At 67.5% G+C, this 17,588-nt stretch carries 15 protein-coding genes and 2 tRNA genes; 2 read left to right on the forward strand and 15 right to left on the reverse strand.

Going from position 1 to position 17,588, the window contains the following annotated elements:
• Window positions 1–16 precede the first annotated feature (16 nt).
• On the forward strand, window positions 17–415 hold the full coding sequence (locus tag AC0685_RS02440) for a helix-turn-helix domain-containing protein (RefSeq protein WP_478223908.1): 399 nt from the start codon (window positions 17–19) through the stop codon (window positions 413–415).
• Here the strand turns inward: AC0685_RS02440 and AC0685_RS02445 are convergent.
• The 15 genes from AC0685_RS02445 to dnaA form a co-directional block, all read right to left on the reverse strand.
• On the reverse strand, window positions 330–1,796 hold the full coding sequence (locus tag AC0685_RS02445; protein ID WP_478223909.1) for a DHA2 family efflux MFS transporter permease subunit: 1,467 nt from the start codon (window positions 1,794–1,796) through the stop codon (window positions 330–332). The two genes, AC0685_RS02440 and AC0685_RS02445, sit on opposite strands and share 86 nt — an antisense overlap.
• Before the next feature lie 84 nt (window positions 1,797–1,880).
• Entirely contained in the window at window positions 1,881–2,912 is a 1,032-nt protein-coding gene (locus AC0685_RS02450; RefSeq protein ID WP_478223910.1) for a hypothetical protein, read from the reverse strand.
• Between the two features lie 94 nt (window positions 2,913–3,006).
• Complete coding sequence (locus AC0685_RS02455; RefSeq protein ID WP_478223911.1) at window positions 3,007–3,342, reverse strand: hypothetical protein; 336 nt, start codon at window positions 3,340–3,342, stop codon at window positions 3,007–3,009.
• A gap of 132 nt (window positions 3,343–3,474) precedes the next feature.
• On the reverse strand, window positions 3,475–3,915 hold the full coding sequence (locus AC0685_RS02460; RefSeq protein ID WP_478223912.1) for a hypothetical protein: 441 nt from the start codon (window positions 3,913–3,915) through the stop codon (window positions 3,475–3,477).
• Window positions 3,916–3,992: 77 nt separating this feature from the next.
• Window positions 3,993–4,065 (reverse strand) — tRNA-Ala (locus AC0685_RS02465).
• A 37-nt stretch (window positions 4,066–4,102) separates the two neighbouring features.
• The gene (locus tag AC0685_RS02470; protein ID WP_034321928.1) at window positions 4,103–4,291 is read right to left on the reverse strand and encodes a DLW-39 family protein; all 189 of its coding nucleotides are present in this window, start codon (window positions 4,289–4,291) and stop codon (window positions 4,103–4,105) included.
• A gap of 242 nt (window positions 4,292–4,533) precedes the next feature.
• Window positions 4,534–4,607: transfer RNA gene (locus tag AC0685_RS02475), tRNA-Ile, on the reverse strand.
• 47 nt (window positions 4,608–4,654) lie between these two features.
• A complete protein-coding gene (locus AC0685_RS02480) occupies window positions 4,655–5,341 on the reverse strand; it encodes a DUF3566 domain-containing protein (protein WP_125679336.1) in 687 nt (228 codons plus the stop codon).
• Between the two features lie 35 nt (window positions 5,342–5,376).
• Window positions 5,377–7,902: a DNA gyrase subunit A gene (gyrA, locus tag AC0685_RS02485; protein ID WP_478223913.1), complete on the reverse strand. Its 2,526-nt coding sequence runs from the start codon at window positions 7,900–7,902 to the stop codon at window positions 5,377–5,379.
• A 51-nt stretch (window positions 7,903–7,953) separates the two neighbouring features.
• Window positions 7,954–9,921, reverse strand: a complete 1,968-nt coding sequence (gene gyrB / locus AC0685_RS02490) for a DNA topoisomerase (ATP-hydrolyzing) subunit B (protein ID WP_478223914.1) — start codon at window positions 9,919–9,921, stop codon at window positions 7,954–7,956.
• Window positions 9,922–10,126: 205 nt separating this feature from the next.
• Window positions 10,127–10,618, reverse strand: a complete 492-nt coding sequence (locus tag AC0685_RS02495; protein WP_340688516.1) for a DciA family protein — start codon at window positions 10,616–10,618, stop codon at window positions 10,127–10,129.
• A 274-nt stretch (window positions 10,619–10,892) separates the two neighbouring features.
• Window positions 10,893–12,047, reverse strand: a complete 1,155-nt coding sequence (recF, locus tag AC0685_RS02500; protein ID WP_478223915.1) for a DNA replication/repair protein RecF — start codon at window positions 12,045–12,047, stop codon at window positions 10,893–10,895.
• Window positions 12,048–12,056: 9 nt separating this feature from the next.
• Window positions 12,057–12,947, reverse strand: coding sequence for a phosphogluconate dehydrogenase (NAD(+)-dependent, decarboxylating) (gene gnd, locus AC0685_RS02505; protein ID WP_016330461.1), 891 nt, complete (start codon window positions 12,945–12,947; stop codon window positions 12,057–12,059).
• A 37-nt stretch (window positions 12,948–12,984) separates the two neighbouring features.
• Window positions 12,985–14,118, reverse strand: a complete 1,134-nt coding sequence (gene dnaN, locus AC0685_RS02510; RefSeq protein ID WP_020632653.1) for a DNA polymerase III subunit beta — start codon at window positions 14,116–14,118, stop codon at window positions 12,985–12,987.
• A gap of 1,083 nt (window positions 14,119–15,201) precedes the next feature.
• On the reverse strand, window positions 15,202–16,836 hold the full coding sequence (gene dnaA / locus AC0685_RS02515; protein ID WP_125679342.1) for a chromosomal replication initiator protein DnaA: 1,635 nt from the start codon (window positions 16,834–16,836) through the stop codon (window positions 15,202–15,204).
• Window positions 16,837–17,439: 603 nt separating this feature from the next.
• Here dnaA and rpmH point away from each other — a divergent pair.
• Entirely contained in the window at window positions 17,440–17,583 is a 144-nt protein-coding gene (gene rpmH, locus AC0685_RS02520) for a 50S ribosomal protein L34 (RefSeq protein WP_005154511.1), read from the forward strand.
• The last annotated feature ends 5 nt before the right edge of the window (window positions 17,584–17,588 follow it).

Here is a 17,588-nt window from a genome sequence, read left to right on the forward strand (position 1 = left end):
AACTTAGACTGGTCGCATGGATTCCTTGACGCCGGTTCGCGAGGCCGCCGACCATTTCGGGCTGGCGATCTCGACCCTGCACTACTGGGAACGCCGAGGACTCATCACGGCCTTCCGCCGCTCGGGCAAGCGGTACTACGACGACGACCAGCTGTACCGCATCGCGCTGATCAAGCATTGGCGGCAGATCGGCGGGCTCGGCCTGACCAGGATCACCGAACTGCTCGCCGAACAGCACCGCTGGCGGGAGGTGGTGACGGGCAGGATCGCCGAGATCGAACGGGAGCGTGCGCGGCTCGACACCGCGCACGACTACCTGGTCGAGCTCCTCACTTGCCGCCGCGAGGGGAACCTTGAGGACTGCCCCTGGTTCCGCGACCGGGTCGACCTGCCCGCCCATGCGGCGGCGAGCTGAGTCCCGGCATCGCCAGCGCCGCGACCACCGCGGCGGCCGCGAGGCAGGCGGCGGAGGCGAGGAACGCGGCGGTGTAGCCGTGCACCAGCGCCTCCCCCTTCGGCAGGCCGGACGGCGAGCTCGCGGTCACGGCCGCCGCGAGCGCGGTCAACGCGGCGAGGCCGAGCGCGCCGCTGGTCTGCCGGACCGTGTTCAGCAGACCGGCGGCCAGGCCGTTCTGGCCTTCCGGCACCCCGCTGGTGGCGGCCACGGTGATCGGTGTGAAGGCCGCGGCCGTCCCGAATCCGAAGACCATTCCCGGCACCAGCACGGAAACGACGTACGAAGCGTGCGCACCGGCCAGCGCCGCGACCCCGGCGAAACCCGCCGCACCGATCGCGCAGTACAACGCCGCCGCCCGCCTCGGCCCGATCCGCACCGACAACCCGCTCGCGGTCCGCGCGCCGGCGAACATCGCCACTCCCACCGGCAGGTAGGCCAGTCCCGCCCGCAGTGGCGAGTACCCGTGGACGTCCTGGAGGTACAGCGAAAGCAGGATCGGACTGGCGAGGAAACCCAGCCCCAGCAAGAAGATCACCACGTTCCCACTGGTGACCGAACGCAGCCGGAAGATCCCGAGCGCGACGAGCGGTTCGTCCGCCCACCGGTGCTGGTGCACCAGGAACACACCGAGCAGGACGAGCCCGCCGAACAGCGGGAGCAGCACGGACGCGCTTCCCCAGCCGTCGACCGGAGAGCGCATCACCGCGTAGACCACGCCGACGAGTCCCGCCGCCGACAGCACCGCGCCGAGCACGTCCAGCCTGCCGCGAGGACGGCTTCGATCCCGGAGCGGCAGCACCGCCCCGGCGACGAGAACGGCCACCACACCGATCGGGACGCTGACGAAGAACACCCAGCGCCAGCCCGCCCACTGGGTCAGCAGGCCGCCGATCACCGGCCCCGCCGCGGCACCGGCCGCGCCCACCGCACTCCAGGTTCCCAAGGCCCGCGCGCGACGGGCGGGTTCGGTGAACGTCGTGGTCAGCAAGGACAACGTCACCGGCATCAGCAGCGCGCCACCGAATCCTTGCACCGTGCGGGCCACGAGCAGCGTTTCCGGTGAACCGGCCAGCCCGGCGGCGAGCCGCGCGACGGTGAAGACGCTCATCCCGAGCACGAAGATCCGCCGGCCCCCGAATTCGTCGCACAACCGGCCGCCCAGCAACAGGAAACCGGCGAAGGCGAGGGTGTACGCGTTCACCACCCAGGTCAGCGCGCCGTCGGGGAAACCAAGGCCGGACCGGATCGCGGGCAGGGCGACGGAAACGATCGTCGCGTCGAGGATGACCACAAAGGATCCGGCGCACGCCAACGCGAGCAGGACGCCTTCACGTTTCATACCGTCACCCTCCGCCTCCGGCGGCGGATGATCTCCGCCGCCGGGCCAGCGTGCACGCTGAAGCGCGCTTGAGGGCAAGCCTCGCTACCAGGAAGGCCGGTACCGCAGGCCTTGCTCGTAGTACTGATCGTCGGATTCGGCCGGTTCGGGCCGCTCGTCCTCGGCGGGTCCAGCCGGTTCTTCCGAACGGTCCTTGAGCACCACGTTTTCGGCGCCCGCCGTCGGCCGGTGCGGCACCGGCGGCGTGACGGTCTCCCCTGCCTCCTGGAACGAAGGGGTGAACCCGAGCCGCCAGCGGAGCCGGTCGGTGATGTAGCCGGCGTAGGAAGCGCAGCAAGGATCCGCGAAACGCAGTGCGGAGCTGATGGCGCCGATCGGCAATCCCTTGTCGGTGTTCTCCGTTGCGAAGTTGCCGGGATCGAAGGTCTCGCCGGGACTGACGTCCGGCGGTTCGGGAATGATCGGCAGGTTGTTGATCTCGGTGTCGATCTTCGAGATCAGCGACTCCGACGCGCGGAACATGCTTTCCCTGAGGTTGACCACACCGTCGTGGAAGCTGTTGTAGATCATTTCGGGGCTGTCCCCGACGATGTCGGCCTGCAAGGTGGCCGCCGTGGCGAGCCCGGCCCCGGCCGCCGGTGGCACGGCCGCCACGAGCAGAGCGGTGACAGCGGCGGCGAAGGTCGCGGCCAGCGCCTTCTGCAAGGCGGATTCGTCCTGCCGTTCCTTGTCGTCCCGGTACTTTTCCGCGGCGGTCAGGAAGGAAGCGGCGAGAGTGCTCAGATCGGCCCGTGCGGTCGCGATGGCGTCCCGCGCGGCCACGATGTCGGCTTCCAGCACGGTGAGTTTGGTGCCGACCCGGGCGTAGGTGTTCACGAGACCTTGGATGTAGCTCTTGGCGGTCTCGGCGCCTTCACCACGCCACTTGAGAAGCAGCACCAAGGACCGGTCGAGCGGCGCTTTCGTGTCCTGGAAAGCGTTCCAGAGACCTTCGTAGGCCTCGATCATGGTCTGCAGGCTGTTCTCGCCGACGAGCGCCGCCTCGGAGAACTCGAGGAAGAAGTCGCGGACCTGTTCCTTGCGACCGCCGCTCATGTCGACGTCGCTGCCGAACATCCAGTTCTGGAAAGGAGATCGACCGCCGCGAAGGCCTTTCGGCACCCGCGGTGAGATCGTGGGAGATCCCCTCGAGGAGTTCGCTGTAGTCGCGCTACCCCTGGTTCCCGTACGCCGCGCGGTTCATTCGCTGCTTGTTGTCCTCGTCCACGGATTCGTACAGCTCGGCAACCCGCTCCAAGGCACGGGACGCGTCCTGCGTGCTGCGGTGCAGCTTCGCGAGCATCTTCTCGACGGCCTGGCGATGTTCCTCGTAGGCCGCCGAAACCCCGCGCATGCCCAGGGTTTTCCCGAAAGCGGTGTCCGGCGCGAAAAAGCCGGGGAGAAGGCCTCCCGTGACCGGGTCGGGAGCGGGCACGTCCTGCCCTCGCACACCGGTATGGGCGGTACTGACTATGTCCGCGGCATTCTGCAGTTCCTTGCTCGACAACTGAGATCGTCGAGGTCGGTCTCGAAACTGACCATGTTCACCTCGCTGTCCGGATTCACCCCCCATGTAAGCAGCGTTGACTTGGCTGGGCGCACGACTTTGTCATCCGCGTACGGTGACGAACGTCATTCCTCAGACGCAGACCCAGCAGTAGAGGCGGTCGCCCCTGGTCGTGGCGGTGCGGGCGAGTTCCGCGAGGCCGGTCAGCACGGCGGCCAAGTCGGCGGGGTCGGCCTGGCCATCGAACTCCTCGGTCCGGGACCAGGGCTCGGCCACCTCGCGTAAGCGCGCTTCGTCGGCGTCGGACAGCGCGGCGGACAGCTCTTCGGTCAGCGGGACGACCAGACGTACGCCGTCACCGGCCAAGGCGACAGGTTCGACGGAGCGTCCGATGATGGTCTCGTAGTCGACACCGGTGAGCAGGGACTCCAGCGTGCCCAGCTGCACGAACGGGTCCACACCCTTGAGTTGGACGGTCGGCAAGGACGCCTCGGCGGGGCCGCCGACGAGGTCGATAGTGGCGGCCGCGGCGTCGTTGTCCGGTGCGGCGAAGTAGTCGAAGAGCACACCCATGCGCGCATTCTGGCGGAAATGAGAAGGCCACCCGCGGTGCGGGTGGCCTTCGTGAATCCCCTTCGTGAATCCCAGAGTGGAGCTGAGGGGAATCGAACCCCTGACCCCCGCCTTGCAAAGGCGGTGCTCTACCAATTGAGCTACAGCCCCGGATCGCAGGCGATCATGATAACCGCCCGCGCCGAAATCAGTTGTTGCGGGACGCGTCCGCGGCCTTGGCCGGAGCGCTTCCGTTCGTGGAAGCGGATCCCAGGGGACGCTCGGTGGGGGCGGTGGCCTCACGCCAGAGGTCGGCCTCGGCCTTGGCGGCCTTGTTGCGCTTGATCACGAACAGCACGCCGCCCGCGATGACCGCGAGTGCCAACAGCTTCTTCATCAGAAGCCCCCTCTTTCCGCCGATTTGCTCCGCCTACCCACCGATGCTACTGCACCACGTTCCACGTGGAACCGATCCCCCACGGCAATGGGCCCGCACCGACAACGGCCACGCGCCCAAACGTTGGGGGGGTCCAGGGGGGCGAAGCCCTCCCTGGCGGGGGTCTGGGGGTTCGACCCCCAGAAATGACAAACGCCCGGTCGTGGTTTGTGCTTTCCACAAACACGACCGGGCCAACCGGGTGGGCCCACCAGGACTTGAACCTGGGACCTCTTCGTTATCAGCGAAGCGCTCTAACCGCCTGAGCTATGGGCCCGAACGAGGAGAAGATTACAGGACGCCTTTCGGCGCCCTGCAACCGGGTCACTCTCGTTCGGAAAGGGTCACTTCCAGGCCTCCGGCAAGGTCGGCGGAGACGTTGTAGATGAAGGCGCTGACGGTGGCCAGCGCCGAGATCAGCACGATGTTGATGGCGCCGAGGATGGCCGCGATCCCGAAGACACGGCCGGCGCTGATCAACGGGTCGGCCGGCGCGTCGGCCCCTTCGCCGCCGACGAGCGACGAGTAGGTTCCGTTGAGTTTGTCCCAGACGCCCATGCCGTCGAGGACGGTGTACAGGACGCCGACGGCGACGAGCCACACGAAGAACAGCGCGACGCCGAGGACGAGGGACAGTTTCAGCACCGACCAGGGGTCGAAGCGTTTGATCTGCAGGCTGGCGCGACGCGGTCCGCGGCCGGGGCGGCGGAGAGCGGTGGGCGCGGCACGGGTGCGGGAGGCCGACGGGATGGCGGAGGGGGCGGGGTCGCCCTCTCCGCTGTCGCCGAAAAGCCTCTTCGCGGCAGTGCCGCTGACACCGTGATAGTCGGTCACGGTCGTCGCGTCCCGCTTCGGGTCCGAGTGGGCCACGTCTTCGGTGGCGACCGAAGACACCGAGACCGTCTGCTCGCTGGAGCCTTCGGGCTCCCCGGCGCCGCTGTCGCGCTGCCAGGGCGGGCTCGACGAACCCGCCTGCGCGCCGCCTGCTTCGGGCTTCTCGGATGGTGTCACGAGGTGTCAGTCCTTACCCAGTACGTGGGCGTCGTCTACTCCTGCTCCGACGCCGGGGTTTCTTCTCCTTCAGCACTACCTGCAGTGGCGACGTCTGAGGGCTCGTCCGCGTTGCGTGCGACCGCGAGAAGAGTTGTTCCTTCGTCGAGATTCATCAGCCGCACTCCCTTCGTCTGCCTGCCTGCCTTGCGCACCTGTCCGGCCGAAGTCCGGATCACCCCGCCGCTGGAGGTGATCGCGTACAGCTCGTCTTCGGCGTCGACGATGACCGCGCCCACCAGCCTGCCACGTTTCTGGTCGTACTGAATGGTGAGCACGCCCTTGCCGCCGCGACCCTGCACCGGGTAGTCGTCGGTCGGCGTGCGCTTGGCGTAGCCGCCGGCGGTGGCGACGAGGAGGAACCGGTCCGGCTGGACGACGTTGATGCCGAGCAGTTCGTCGCCGTCGTTGAACCGCATGCCCAGCACACCGGACGTCGCGCGGCCCATGGGGCGCAGGGCTTCGTCGGTGGCGTGGAAGCGGATCGACTGGCCTTCCGCGGACACGAGGAGCAGGTCGTCCTCGGCGGCCGCGAGGACCGCGCCGACCAGTTCGTCGCCTTCGCGCAGGTTGACGGCGATGAGGCCGCCGGCGCGGTTGGAGTCGAAGTCGGTGAGCTTGGTCTTCTTCACCAGGCCGCGGCGGGTCGCGAGCACGAGGTACGGGGCGACCTCGTAGTTCGGGATCTCGATGACCTGGGCGATCTGCTCATCGGGCTGGAACGCGAGCAGGTTCGCGACGTGCTGGCCGCGCGCGTTGCGGTTGGCTTCGGGCAGGTCGTAGGCCTTGGCCCGGTACACGCGGCCCTTGTTCGTGAAGAACAGGATCCAGTCGTGCGTCGAGCAGACGAAGAAGTGCTGGACGATGTCGTCCTGTTTGAGGGTCGCGCCCTGGACGCCCTTGCCACCGCGTTTCTGCGAGCGGTACAGATCGGTTTTCGTCCGCTTGGCGTAACCCGTGCGGGTGATCGTGACGACGACGTCCTCGACCGCGATGAGGTCTTCGACCGAGACCTCGCCGTCGAACGGGATGATCTTGGTGCGCCGGTCGTCGCCGTACTTGTCGACGATCTCCTGCAGTTCCTCGGCGATGATCGCGCGCTGCCGCTCGGGCTTCTCGAGGATGTCCTTGAGGTCGGCGATCTCGAGTTCGATCTCGGCGAGGGTGTCGATGATCCGCTGCCGCTCCAGTGCCGCGAGACGGCGGAGCTGCATGTCGAGGATCGCGGTCGCCTGGATCTCGTCGACGTCCAGCAGGCTCATCAGGGCGGGCCGGGCCTCTTCGGCCGAGGGCGAGCGCCGGATGAGGGCGATGACCTCGTCGAGCATGTCCAGCGCCTTGACCAGACCGCGCAGGATGTGGGCGCGTTCCTCGGCCTTGCGCAACCGGAAACGGGTCCGGCGGACGATGACGTCGATCTGGTGCTTCACGTAGTGCCGGATCATCTGGTCGAGACGCAGCGTGCGGGGCACGCCGTCGACCAGGGCCAGCATGTTGACACCGAAGTTCTGCTGCAGCTGGGTGTGCTTGAACAGGTTGTTCAGCACGACCTTCGCGACCGCGTCACGTTTGATCGTGACGACGATCCGCATCCCGCTGCGGCTGTTGGACTCGTCGGCGATGTCGGAGATGCCGGTGAGCTTGCCGTCGCGGACCAGGTTCGCGATGTTCTCGACCAGGTTGTCCGGGTTGACCTGGTACGGCAGCTCGGACACGACCAGGATCGTGCGGCCCTTGGCGTCCTCTTCGACCTCGACGACCGCGCGCATGCGCACGGAGCCGCGGCCGGTGCGGTACGCGTCCTCGATCCCGGAGTTGCCGAGGATCATCGCCTTGGTCGGGAAGTCCGGGCCCTTGATCCGGACCAGCAGCGCGGCGAGCAGCTCGTCGTCGCTGGCCTCGAAGTTCTCCAGCGCCCATTTGACGCCGTCGGCGACCTCGCGCAGGTTGTGCGGCGGGATGTTCGTCGCCATGCCGACCGCGATCCCGGAACCACCGTTGACCAGGAGGTTCGGGAACCGCGACGGCAGGACGTCGGGCTCCTGGGTGCGGCCGTCGTAGTTGTCGGAGAAGTCGACGGTCTCTTCTTCGATGTCCTGCAGCATGTGCATCGCGAGATGCGCCAGCCGGGACTCGGTGTACCGCATGGCGGCGGCGGGGTCGTTGCCCGACGAACCGAAGTTGCCCTGACCGTCGATCAGCGGGTACCGCAACGACCACGGCTGCGCGAGCCGCACCAGCGCGTCGTAGATCGCGGAGTCACCGTGCGGGTGGTAATTGCCCATCACGTCGCCGACGACGCGGGAGCACTTGTTGTACCCGCGGTCGGGGCGGAAGCCGGAGTCGAACATCGAGTACAGCACGCGGCGGTGCACCGGCTTGAGGCCGTCCCGCACGTCCGGCAGCGCCCGCGACACGATGACGCTCATCGCGTAGTCGATGTAGGAGCGCTGCATCTCCTGCTGGATGTCGACCGGTTCGATCCGGTCGTGGTCCGGAGCCGGCGGCAAGGTTTCCGTCATGAGGTCCTTCTCGTGGGAGCAGTCCTAAGGGGACAAAAGAGCGGGACGTCGCTAGACGTCGAGGAACCGCACGTCCTTGGCGTTACGCGTGATGAAGGAACGGCGCGCTTCGACGTCCTCGCCCATCAGGACGGAGAACAGGTCGTCGGCCTGCGCGGCGTCGTCCAGGGTGACCTGGCCGAGCAGCCGGTTCGCCGGGTCCATCGTGGTCTCCCACAGCTCTTCGGCGTTCATCTCGCCGAGACCCTTGTAGCGCTGGATCGCGTCGTCCTTCGGCAGCTTCCGGCCGGCCTCGACACCCGCCTGGATGACGGCGTCGCGTTCCCGGTCGGAGTAGGCGTACTCCGGCTCCTGCCGCGGCCACTTGATCTTGTACAGCGGCGGGCGCGAGAGGAACACGTGCCCGTGCTCGATCAGCGGGGGCATGAACCGGAACAGGAAGGTGAGCAGCAGCGTGGTGATGTGCTGGCCGTCCACGTCGGCGTCGGCCATCAGCACGATCTTGTGGTAGCGCAGCTTCTCGATGTCGAACTCTTCGTGAATACCGGTGCCGAGCGCGGTGATCAGCGACTGGACCTCGGTGTTCTTGAGGACGCGGTCGATCCGGGCCTTCTCGACGTTGATGATCTTGCCTCGGATCGGCAGGATCGCCTGGTACATCGAGTCGCGGCCTTCCTTGGCCGAACCGCCCGCCGAGTCACCCTCGACGATGTAGAGCTCGCATTCCGACGGGTTGGTCGAGCGGCAGTCCTTGAGCTTGCCGGGCAGGCCGCCGATCTCCAGCGCGCCCTTGCGGCGGACCAGGTCACGCGCCTTGCGGGCGGCCATCCGCGCCTGCGCCGAGGAGATCGACTTGTTGATGATCGTCTTCGCCTCGGTGGGGTTGCGCTCGAACCAGTCGGCCAGCCATTCGTTCGAGGTCTGCTGCACGAACGTCTTGGCCTCGCTGTTGCCCAGCTTGGTCTTGGTCTGGCCTTCGAACTGCGGCTCGGAGAGCTTGATCGAGACGATCGCGGCGAGCCCCTCGCGCACGTCGTCACCGGAGAGGTTGGCGTCCTTCTCCTTGAGCAGCTTCTTCTCGCGCGCGTACGCGTTGACGACGCGGGTGAGCGCGGCGCGGAAGCCCTCTTCGTGCGTGCCGCCCTCGTGCGTGTTGATCGTGTTGGCGAAGGTGTACACCGACGGCGTGAAGCCGTTGTTCCACTGCATGGCGACCTCGACCTCGAGGCCGGTGCCCTTGGCCTCGAAAGAGATCACGGACGCGTGGATCGGGTCCTTGCTGCCGTTGATGTGCTTGACGAAGTCTTCGAGACCGCCCGGGTAGCAGTAGGTCTTCTCCTTGACCCGCGCCGCCTGGCCGGAAGCGTCCGCTTCGGTCTCTTCGTCGGCGACGCGCTCGTCGCGCAGCGAAAGGGTCAGGCCCTTGTTGAGGAAGGCCATCTCCTGAAGACGCCGGGAGATCGTCTCGAAGTTGTACGTCGTGGTTTCGAAGATGTCGCCGTCGGCCCAGAAGGTGATCGTGGTGCCGGTGTCCTCGGCGGGGCCGAGATCCTCCAGCTCACCGGGGATCTGGTCGGTGTACACCTGACGCCAGCTGTGCCCGCCGCGTTTGACTTCGGCGATCAGCTTGGTCGAGAGCGCGTTCACCACGGAGACGCCGACGCCGTGCAGACCACCGGAGACCGCGTAGGAGTCACTGTCGAACTTGCCGCCCGCGTGGAGCACGGTGAGCACGACCTCCAGGGTCGGCTTCTGCTCCTTGGGGTGGATGTCGACCGGGATGCCGCGGCCGTCGTCGACGACGCGCACCCCGCCGTCGGCCAGCAGGGTAACCTCGACCTTGGTCGCGTAACCGGCCATCGCCTCGTCGACGGAGTTGTCGACCACCTCCTGGACGAGGTGGTGGAGGCCGCGTTCACCGGTGGAACCGATGTACATACCGGGACGCTTGCGGACGGCTTCGAGGCCTTCGAGCACCGTGATCGACGACGCGTTGTACTCGCTCTTGTTCTCGGTCACAGGCGTTGATTCTCCTCGTCTCGCCCGAGCGGACGCTCGCTCATCCCCAGTGTACTTGGCCGCGTTCGCAGACATGCGGCAAGGACACCCCTGATTTGCTCACAGGCGCGCTAATTCGTTCAAAGAAGAGTCTTGACGTTCGCGAAGCGCTCTGGGCGCGTTCTCGGGGCGCTGGTGGCACAGTCCCGGCGAAGCGCAACTCGGATCAGCCGTACGTGTCACGCGGGCCGCGTCCCGGCACGTGCCGCGGCCCTTTCCGCCAGCTCGGCGCCGTCGGCCCTTGGATCCGCATCTTCTTCACCACGCCGTGCCCGACGCCCTTCGCGATCTTCGCCAGCAGCTGCCCCTGGAGCAGGCGAAGCTGCGTCGCCCACGCTGTCGAGCTCGCGCGGACGGTCAGCTCGCCGTCCTTCAGCGCCACCGGCTGGGCGTGTTCGGCGACCTCTTCGCCCACAAGCCGTGCCCAGCTGCCGAAGACCTGACCGTTGGCCAGCCGCGTGTTCCAGCCGCGGTCGACCGCGATCCGGGAGGCGAGCCTGCCGAGCGGTTGCGGGTCGCGGGCGTCGGCACCCGGCCCTGACCAGCGACGACGTCGCGGGCTTTGGCCCGCCGAACCCGCTCCCCCTCCGGTGATACGGCCGCGGCGCACGCCCGGTTCAACGCCGCGGGCCTTGGCTTTGGCCTTCGCGGCGTCCAGAGCGGCGCGCGCGAGGTCACGACCGGTAGCCGGTTCCTTGCCTTCAGTATCGGTTGCGCCGTTCGATACCGCGGTCGGTTCACGCTGCGTGTCGAACAAAGCTCCCTCACCCGGGTTACCGCCCGGGCGGGGGGTGTCAAGCCGCTTATCAGGCCCCTTGGTCACGCGGGGCGATAACGCGTTCACGGTGTTATCCACACTGTCCACAGGTTTGTCCCCAGATCGGTGGGCAACTGCTGCGGCGCCGATCACCCGGGGTGTCCGCTTCGCGGGATCACCCTCGGTTGACCTCACCATCCGCCACGAGGAATCGATGTCCGGCCAGTTCGGCGGGCACGTCCTCGTCCACGGCGGCGGTCACCAGCACCTGCTCGGCGCCTGCCGCCACCTCCGCCAGCCGGGCCCGGCGACGCCGGTCCAGCTCGGCGAACACATCATCCAGCAGAAGCACCGGTTCCCCGGCCTCGCCACGCAGGAGCTCGTAGCTTCCCAGACGCAACGCGAGGGCGAACGACCAGGACTCCCCATGGCTCGCGTAGCCCTTCGCCGGCGCTTCGCCGAGGATGAGATCGAGCTCGTCCCGGTGCGGGCCGACCATGCTCACCCCGCGCTCCAGCTCCAGATTCCGGGACCGTTTCAGCGCCTCGACCAGTACTTCCTTGAGGACCGCTTGGTCGGCGCGAGGGCCGTCGGGAGTGCCGTAGCCCTCTGGCATCGCTTCGCCCAGGCTTGACTTGTACGCGATCTTCGCCGGTCTCGAGTCGGGCGCGACCCCCATGTACGCGGCGGCCGCGTACGGCGCGAGGTCCGCGATCAGGTTGAGCCGGGCCGCCAGCAACGCGGCCCCCGCCACCGACAAGTGGTCGTCCCAGACGTCGAGCGTCGACAACGCGTACGGGTCTTCGCGTCCCGTACGCCGTTTACCCGCCGTCTTGAGCAGGGCGTTCCGCTGCTTCAGCACCTTCTCGTAGTCGGCGCGGACCCCTGCGTACCGGGGCGCGCGCAGCACGAGGAGCTCGTCCATGAAGCGGCGGCGCTCCCCGGGATCCCCGCGCACGAGCGCCAGGTCCTCCGGGGAGAACAGCACCGTGCGGAGGATCCCGAGCACGTCACGGGGCTTGCCGACCGCGCCGCGGTTGACCCGCGCACGGTTCGCCTTGCCGGGCGTGATCTCCAGCTCGACCGTCAGCTCGCGGTCCTCGTTGACCACCGCGACCCTGATCAGCGCGCGTTCGCACCCGTGCCGCACCAACGGCGCGTCGGTCGCGACGCGGTGCGAGCCCAGGGTCGCGATGTAGCCGATCGCCTCGAGGAGGTTCGTCTTGCCGCGGCCGTTCTGTCCGACGAGGACGGTCGGGCCGGGTTCGAGCGCGAGATCGGCTTGTGGCCAGGACCGGAAGTCGGTGACCTGCAGATGTCTTAAATACAACCTGCTTGCCTAGTCGCCGGCCTTCTTGACCGAGTGCCCGCCGAACTGGTTGCGCAGCGCGGCGACGGCCCGCATGGCGGCGGAGTCCTCCTGGCGCGAAGCGAACCGCGCGAACAGCGCGGCCGAGATGACCGGCGCCGGGACCGCGTTGTTGATCGCCTCTTCCAGCGTCCACCGGCCTTCGCCGGAATCCTCGACGTAGCCCTCGAGGTCGTCCAGCTCCGGGTCCTCGTCGAGCGCGCGAACGAGCAGGTCGAGCAGCCACGAGCGGACGACGGTCCCCCGCTGCCAGCCCTTGATCACCGCGGGCACGTTCTCGACGACCTTCGCGGCTTCGAGCAGCTCGAAGCCTTCGGCGAAGGCCTGCATCATGCCGTACTCGATGCCGTTGTGGATCATCTTCGCGTAGTGACCGGAGCCGACGGCGCCGGCGTGCGAGAAGCCCTCGTCACGCGGGCCTTCGGGGCGAAGCGCGTCGAAGATCGGCATGGCCTTCTCGACATCCGAAGCCGCGCCGCCGACCATCAGGCCGTAGCCGTTGTCCTTGCCCCACACGCCACCGGAAACCCCGCAGTCGAGGTAGCCGATCTTCTTCGCGGCGAGCAGGTCCGCGTTGATCCTGTCGTCGGTGTACTTCGAGTTGCCACCGTCGATCACGAGGTCGCCCTCGGACAGCAGGTTGCCGAGCTCCGCGACGGTCTGCCGGGTGGGTTCACCGGCGGGCACCATGATCCAGACGATCCGGGGACCGTCCAGTTTGGACACCATGTCCTCGAGTGAGGTGGAGTCGGTGACGTCGGGGTTGCGGTCGTAGCCGACCACCTCGTGACCGGCCGCGCGCAGCCGCTCACGCATGTTGAACCCCATTTTGCCGAGGCCGATGAGTCCCAGCTGAGCCATGAAGATCCCCTTTGGTGCGAACAGAAGTGGCTGCCGGTCAGCCCGGGAGGCGAACCGGCATCAGGAGGTACAGGTAGCCGGGGACGACGTTGCCCTCCTCGTCGGCGGGCTTGATCAGCGCCGGCCGGTTCGGGGTGGTGAACGTCAGTTCCGCCCGGTTCGCGTTCAGCGCACCGAGCCCGTCGACGAGGTAACCCGGGTTGAACGCGATGGTCACCGGCTCGCCCTCGTAGTCGACCTGAAGCTCTTCTTCGGCCGAACCCTCGTCGTCGCCGCCGGCGGAAAGCCGCAGCGAACCGTCGTTGAACTCCAGCCGCACCTGGGTGCCACGCTCGGCGACGAGCGAAACACGCTTGATGGACTCGGCGAGCGCGGAGACCTCGATGACCGCGCGCGACGTGTGCTGCGCCGGCAACAGCTGCCGGTACGGCGGGAACTCCGCGTCGAGGAGGCGGGTCGTGGTGTAGCGGCCGGAGCCGGAGAGACCGAGGAGACCTTCGCCGCTGGCGAGCGCGAGCCGGATCTTGGCTCCGCTGGCACCGAGCGTCTTCGCGGCCTCGGCGAGCGTGCGGGCCGGGACGAGCACCGCGGCGTCGGACAAGCCCTCGGCCGGCTCCCAGGTGAACTCGCGCATCGCGAGGCGGAAGCGGTCGGTGGCGACCAGGGTCAGCGAGGAGCCGGAGATCTCCAGCCGCATGCCGGTCAGCATCGGGAGGGTGTCGTCCTTGCCCGCCGCGACGACGACCTGGGTGACGGCCTGGCCGAACGCGTCACCGGTGAGTTCACCGGCGAAGGCGGGCTGAGACGGAAGCTGCGGGTAGTCCTCGACCGGCATGGTCGGCAGGGAGAAGCGCGCGGAGCCGCAGGTGATGGTCGCGCGGGCGCCGTCGACGGAGATCTCGACCGGCTGCGCGGGCAGCGACTTCGTGATGTCGGCCAGCAAGCGGCCGGAGACCAGCAGACGGCCGCCGTCGGCGATGGTGGCCGGGACGCCGACCGTGGCGGAGACCTCGTAGTCGAATCCGGAGACGGTGAGGGCGTCACTCGTCCCGTCGGATCCCGCATCGAGCAGGACGCCGCCCAGCACCGGGACCGGAGGCCGCGACGGGAGGCTTCTCGCCACCCACGCGACGGCGTCGGCCAGCCCGTCACGCTCGACGCGGATCTTCATGCGCGCTTCCTTTCGACAGCCGAGCCCCTGACGGCTCGAAAGCTCAACGGGTCACCTCGGCCGGAGAGCGCGATGGCCAGGTGCCTCGCAGGTGTTGTTCGGTCCGAGCGAGGACGCGAACGCACGTCGACACGCAGACCAGGTGCAGGGACCCACGTTAGGCCGTCCCCGGGGTCCGCGTCACCTCGGCCTCCCCTTGCTTTTGTCGACAAGACGACACGGCTCATCGGCTGTCCCCAGATTCGTCCTTCGCCTGTTTTTGTTTTGTTCTCTTCTAGAGAAGAAGAAAAGACAGCAGTAGTAATAGGCGTTGTGGATTGTGTGGACAAGGCTCGTTCGCGCAGGTCGGGGCGCCTCCCAGGCTGTGGACTCCGGGTGTGTACGGACGGTGGACAGCTCGGGCCGTCGGTGGATGGATTCGGGCGGCGCTCGATCTGTCCACAGTCATCCACAGTTGTCCCCATGGTTATCCCCAGTTGTGGGGCGGTTTGTACCCAGGGTTGTGGGCGGCGTTCGTGACCGGAATCGCTCGGGAGAGTGATCCGTGCAGCCTGCGTCACCCTTGTGCACAAGATGTGGGCAACCTGGGGACAGCGTGTGGATCTTGGTGTGGAAATGCTGTGGATTGCCTGTGAGTGCGATGTGGACGGAATCCTGGTCGCCGCAGCTCTCAGGCCCACCAGAGTTGTGCACAAGCTACCCACAGCATGTGGATTCCTTTGTACACAAGGAAAATCCCGAAGCACCCTTAAGCTGCTTCGCCCACTTCGCGCCCTTCGCCGCTTCTCCCCACATACCCACCCTTCGCGCCCCTACACGGCCACCGGACCACTTTGGACACGAAGAAGGGCTCCCACCCGGACGGTGAGAGCCCCGAAACCCTTGTGCGCCAAGGAACTGATGCCTGGTGACCCCAGGGTCTCCCCAAGGGCGCCCCGCGCCCGACGGAGACTTCACCGTCGAGCGCCCTCTTTCGGGCCGAAGGCCCACGTAAACGTGATGAAGGGGCGCCTCTCCGCCCCACCTGAGTGGGAAGCGGAACGACGCCCCTTCGGCACGTTTACGTCAGCGCTCGACTAAAAACTACTGCCGTGCGCGCTGCTTGATCCGTGAGGTCAGTTCCTGCACCTGGTCGTAGATGCGCCGTCGTTCGGCCATCTCCTTGCGGATCTTCTTGTCCGCGTGCATGACGGTCGTGTGGTCGCGGCCGCCGAAGGTCTGCCCGATCTTCGGCAGCGACATGTCGGTCAGTTCGCGGCAGAGGTACATCGCGATCTGGCGTGCGGTCGCGAGCGCCTTCGTCTTGCCGGGGCCGCAGAGGTCGTCGAGCGTCACGTCGAAGAACTCGGACGTGACGCCCATGATGGTCGGCGCGGTGATCTCCGGTGCGTGCGAATCCGGGATGAGGTCCCGGAGCACGATTTCGGCGAGCGCCACGTCGACGGGCTGCTGGTTCAGCGATGCGAAGGCGGTGACGCGGATGAGCGCGCCTTCGAGTTCCCGGATGTTCGCCTCGACGCGCGAAGCGATGAACTCCAGGACCTCGCCGGGAACCGCGAGCCGGTCCTGGGCGGCCTTCTTGCGAAGGATCGCGATCCGCGTTTCGAGTTCCGGCGGCTGGATGTCGGTGATGAGGCCCCACTCGAACCGTGTGCGCAGCCGGTCTTCCAGCGTTTCGAGGCGCTTCGGCGGGCGGTCGGAAGAGACGACGATCTGCTTGTTCGCGTTGTGGAGGGTGTTGAAGGTGTGGAAGAACTCTTCCTGCGTACCTTCTTTGCCTTCCAGGAACTGGATGTCGTCGACGAGCAGGATGTCGATGTCGCGGTAGCGGCGCTGGAAGGCGACCTTGCGGTCGTCGCGCAGCGAGTTGATGAAGTCGTTGGTGAACTCTTCGGTCGACACGTACCGCACGCGCATGCCGGGGAACAGCCGCTGGGCGTAGTGCCCGACCGCGTGCAGCAGGTGGGTCTTCCCGAGTCCGGACTCTCCCCAGATGAACAACGGGTTGTACGCGCGCGCCGGTGCTTCGGCGACGGCGACCGCGGCCGCGTGCGCGAAGCGGTTCGACGCGCCGATGACGAACGTGTCGAACGTGTACTTCTCGTTGAGCTTCGTCTTCGACGTCTGCGGCTGCGCCGGCGCGGTGTAGGGCTGACCCGCGATCGGCTGGCCGGAGAACGTCGGCCAGATCTCGGTCACGGCGGCGAGGGCCTCGCCCTCTTCGTCGACTTCTTCATCGCTGTCATCGCCATCGTTGAGGCTGTTGTCCACCGGCTGCTGCCTCGGCGGCCTCGGCTTCGGAGGCTCGGGCCGGGGCCTGGTCGGGGACAGCATGCCGTCGCCTTCGGGCAGCGGAGGAGTACCCGGCACCGGTCCGGAACCGTTTTCCACCCGGCTGGGTGACGTCGGTTCGTAGCGGGGGCCGGGCGAGGGCGGAGGCGGAGGCATCGAGGGCTCGGTGCTGTCGACCTTCACCGCGAGCGAGACCGCGCGGCCGAGCCGGCGCGAAAGGGCTTCGGTGATGGCGCCGCGGAGAGCGCGCTCGATCGCTTCCTTGGCGAAGTCGCTGGGGGCGGCGAGAAGCGCGGTGCCGTCGAGCAGGCCGATCGGCCGGGTCACCCGCATCCAGGCGCGCTGCTGCGGGGAGAGGGTGCCATCCGACAGCTCGCGCACGACCTGTTCCCAGATGACGCCAAGATTGTGCTGGTGATCGGACACCTGCCTGACTCCCCTCCCCTCATCGGTGCGCTGCGGCGAGATCACTCAGCGGCCCGAAACGCCGGGTCGAGCGTCATCCTGGCCCGATCGACTCATGCGCACAGCAAATATCCACATAGTTGTCCACAGCTGTGCACTAATGTACGGCGGCCCGCGGTGACGTCACCTGCGGGCTCGACGTATGCCGACGGGACGCCTCCACATCCCCAAGGACACCCGGGCGCCTGCACCGTTCCACCTCGGCGAAAACCCGGGAGGGGCACGCTAACAAGCCCCGCTCGTTGCCACAAGGCATCCTCGCGCGCAAGCATTTCACGGTGTACGGCGTGTTGCCATTCGATGCCCTCGCGTCGTCGGTGATCACTCTCCACGTACCGTCGCGGTGCGTGGTCGAGGGGGTGCCTGCCGGGCTCGGGGGGCGGGTGCGTACCCTCGTAAGGTCTCCCGTATACAGCGGGGGCGTTTCGCGTGCCCACGTTGTCGTCGCTCGACGTGACGAGGCCACACGTTGGTAGGAGACACCAGAGACTGCCGTGCGTCAGCACGACACGCCAGGAACGGGTCGAACCGTTCCCGGCGGCCGAGAAACAGGAGAAGTTAGCCGTGAGCAAGGGTAAGCGCACCTTCCAGCCGAACAACCGCCGACGCGCCCGGGTCCACGGGTTCCGGCTTCGGATGCGGACCCGCGCCGGCCGGGCCATCCTGGCGGCTCGCCGTCGCAAGGGCCGCGGCGCGCTGTCCGCCTGATCCGG

The sequence above is a fragment of the Amycolatopsis sp. NPDC043889 genome, from assembly GCF_056435645.1.

Excerpts from the sequence above, each read along its gene's own strand:
- dnaN (WP_020632653.1), bottom strand. The coding sequence starts at position 14,118 with ATGAAGATCCGCGTCGAGCGTGACGGGCTGGCCGACGCCGTCGCGTGG.
- gnd (WP_016330461.1), bottom strand. The coding sequence starts at position 12,947 with ATGGCTCAGCTGGGACTCATCGGCCTCGGCAAAATGGGGTTCAACATG.
- gyrA (WP_478223913.1), bottom strand. The coding sequence starts at position 7,902 with ATGACGGAAACCTTGCCGCCGGCTCCGGACCACGACCGGATCGAACCG.
- AC0685_RS02470 (WP_034321928.1), bottom strand. The coding sequence starts at position 4,291 with ATGAAGAAGCTGTTGGCACTCGCGGTCATCGCGGGCGGCGTGCTGTTC.
- AC0685_RS02440 (WP_478223908.1), top strand. The coding sequence starts at position 17 with ATGGATTCCTTGACGCCGGTTCGCGAGGCCGCCGACCATTTCGGGCTG.
- AC0685_RS02450 (WP_478223910.1), bottom strand. The coding sequence starts at position 2,912 with ATGTTCGGCAGCGACGTCGACATGAGCGGCGGTCGCAAGGAACAGGTC.
- AC0685_RS02460 (WP_478223912.1), bottom strand. The coding sequence starts at position 3,915 with ATGGGTGTGCTCTTCGACTACTTCGCCGCACCGGACAACGACGCCGCG.
- AC0685_RS02445 (WP_478223909.1), bottom strand. The coding sequence starts at position 1,796 with ATGAAACGTGAAGGCGTCCTGCTCGCGTTGGCGTGCGCCGGATCCTTT.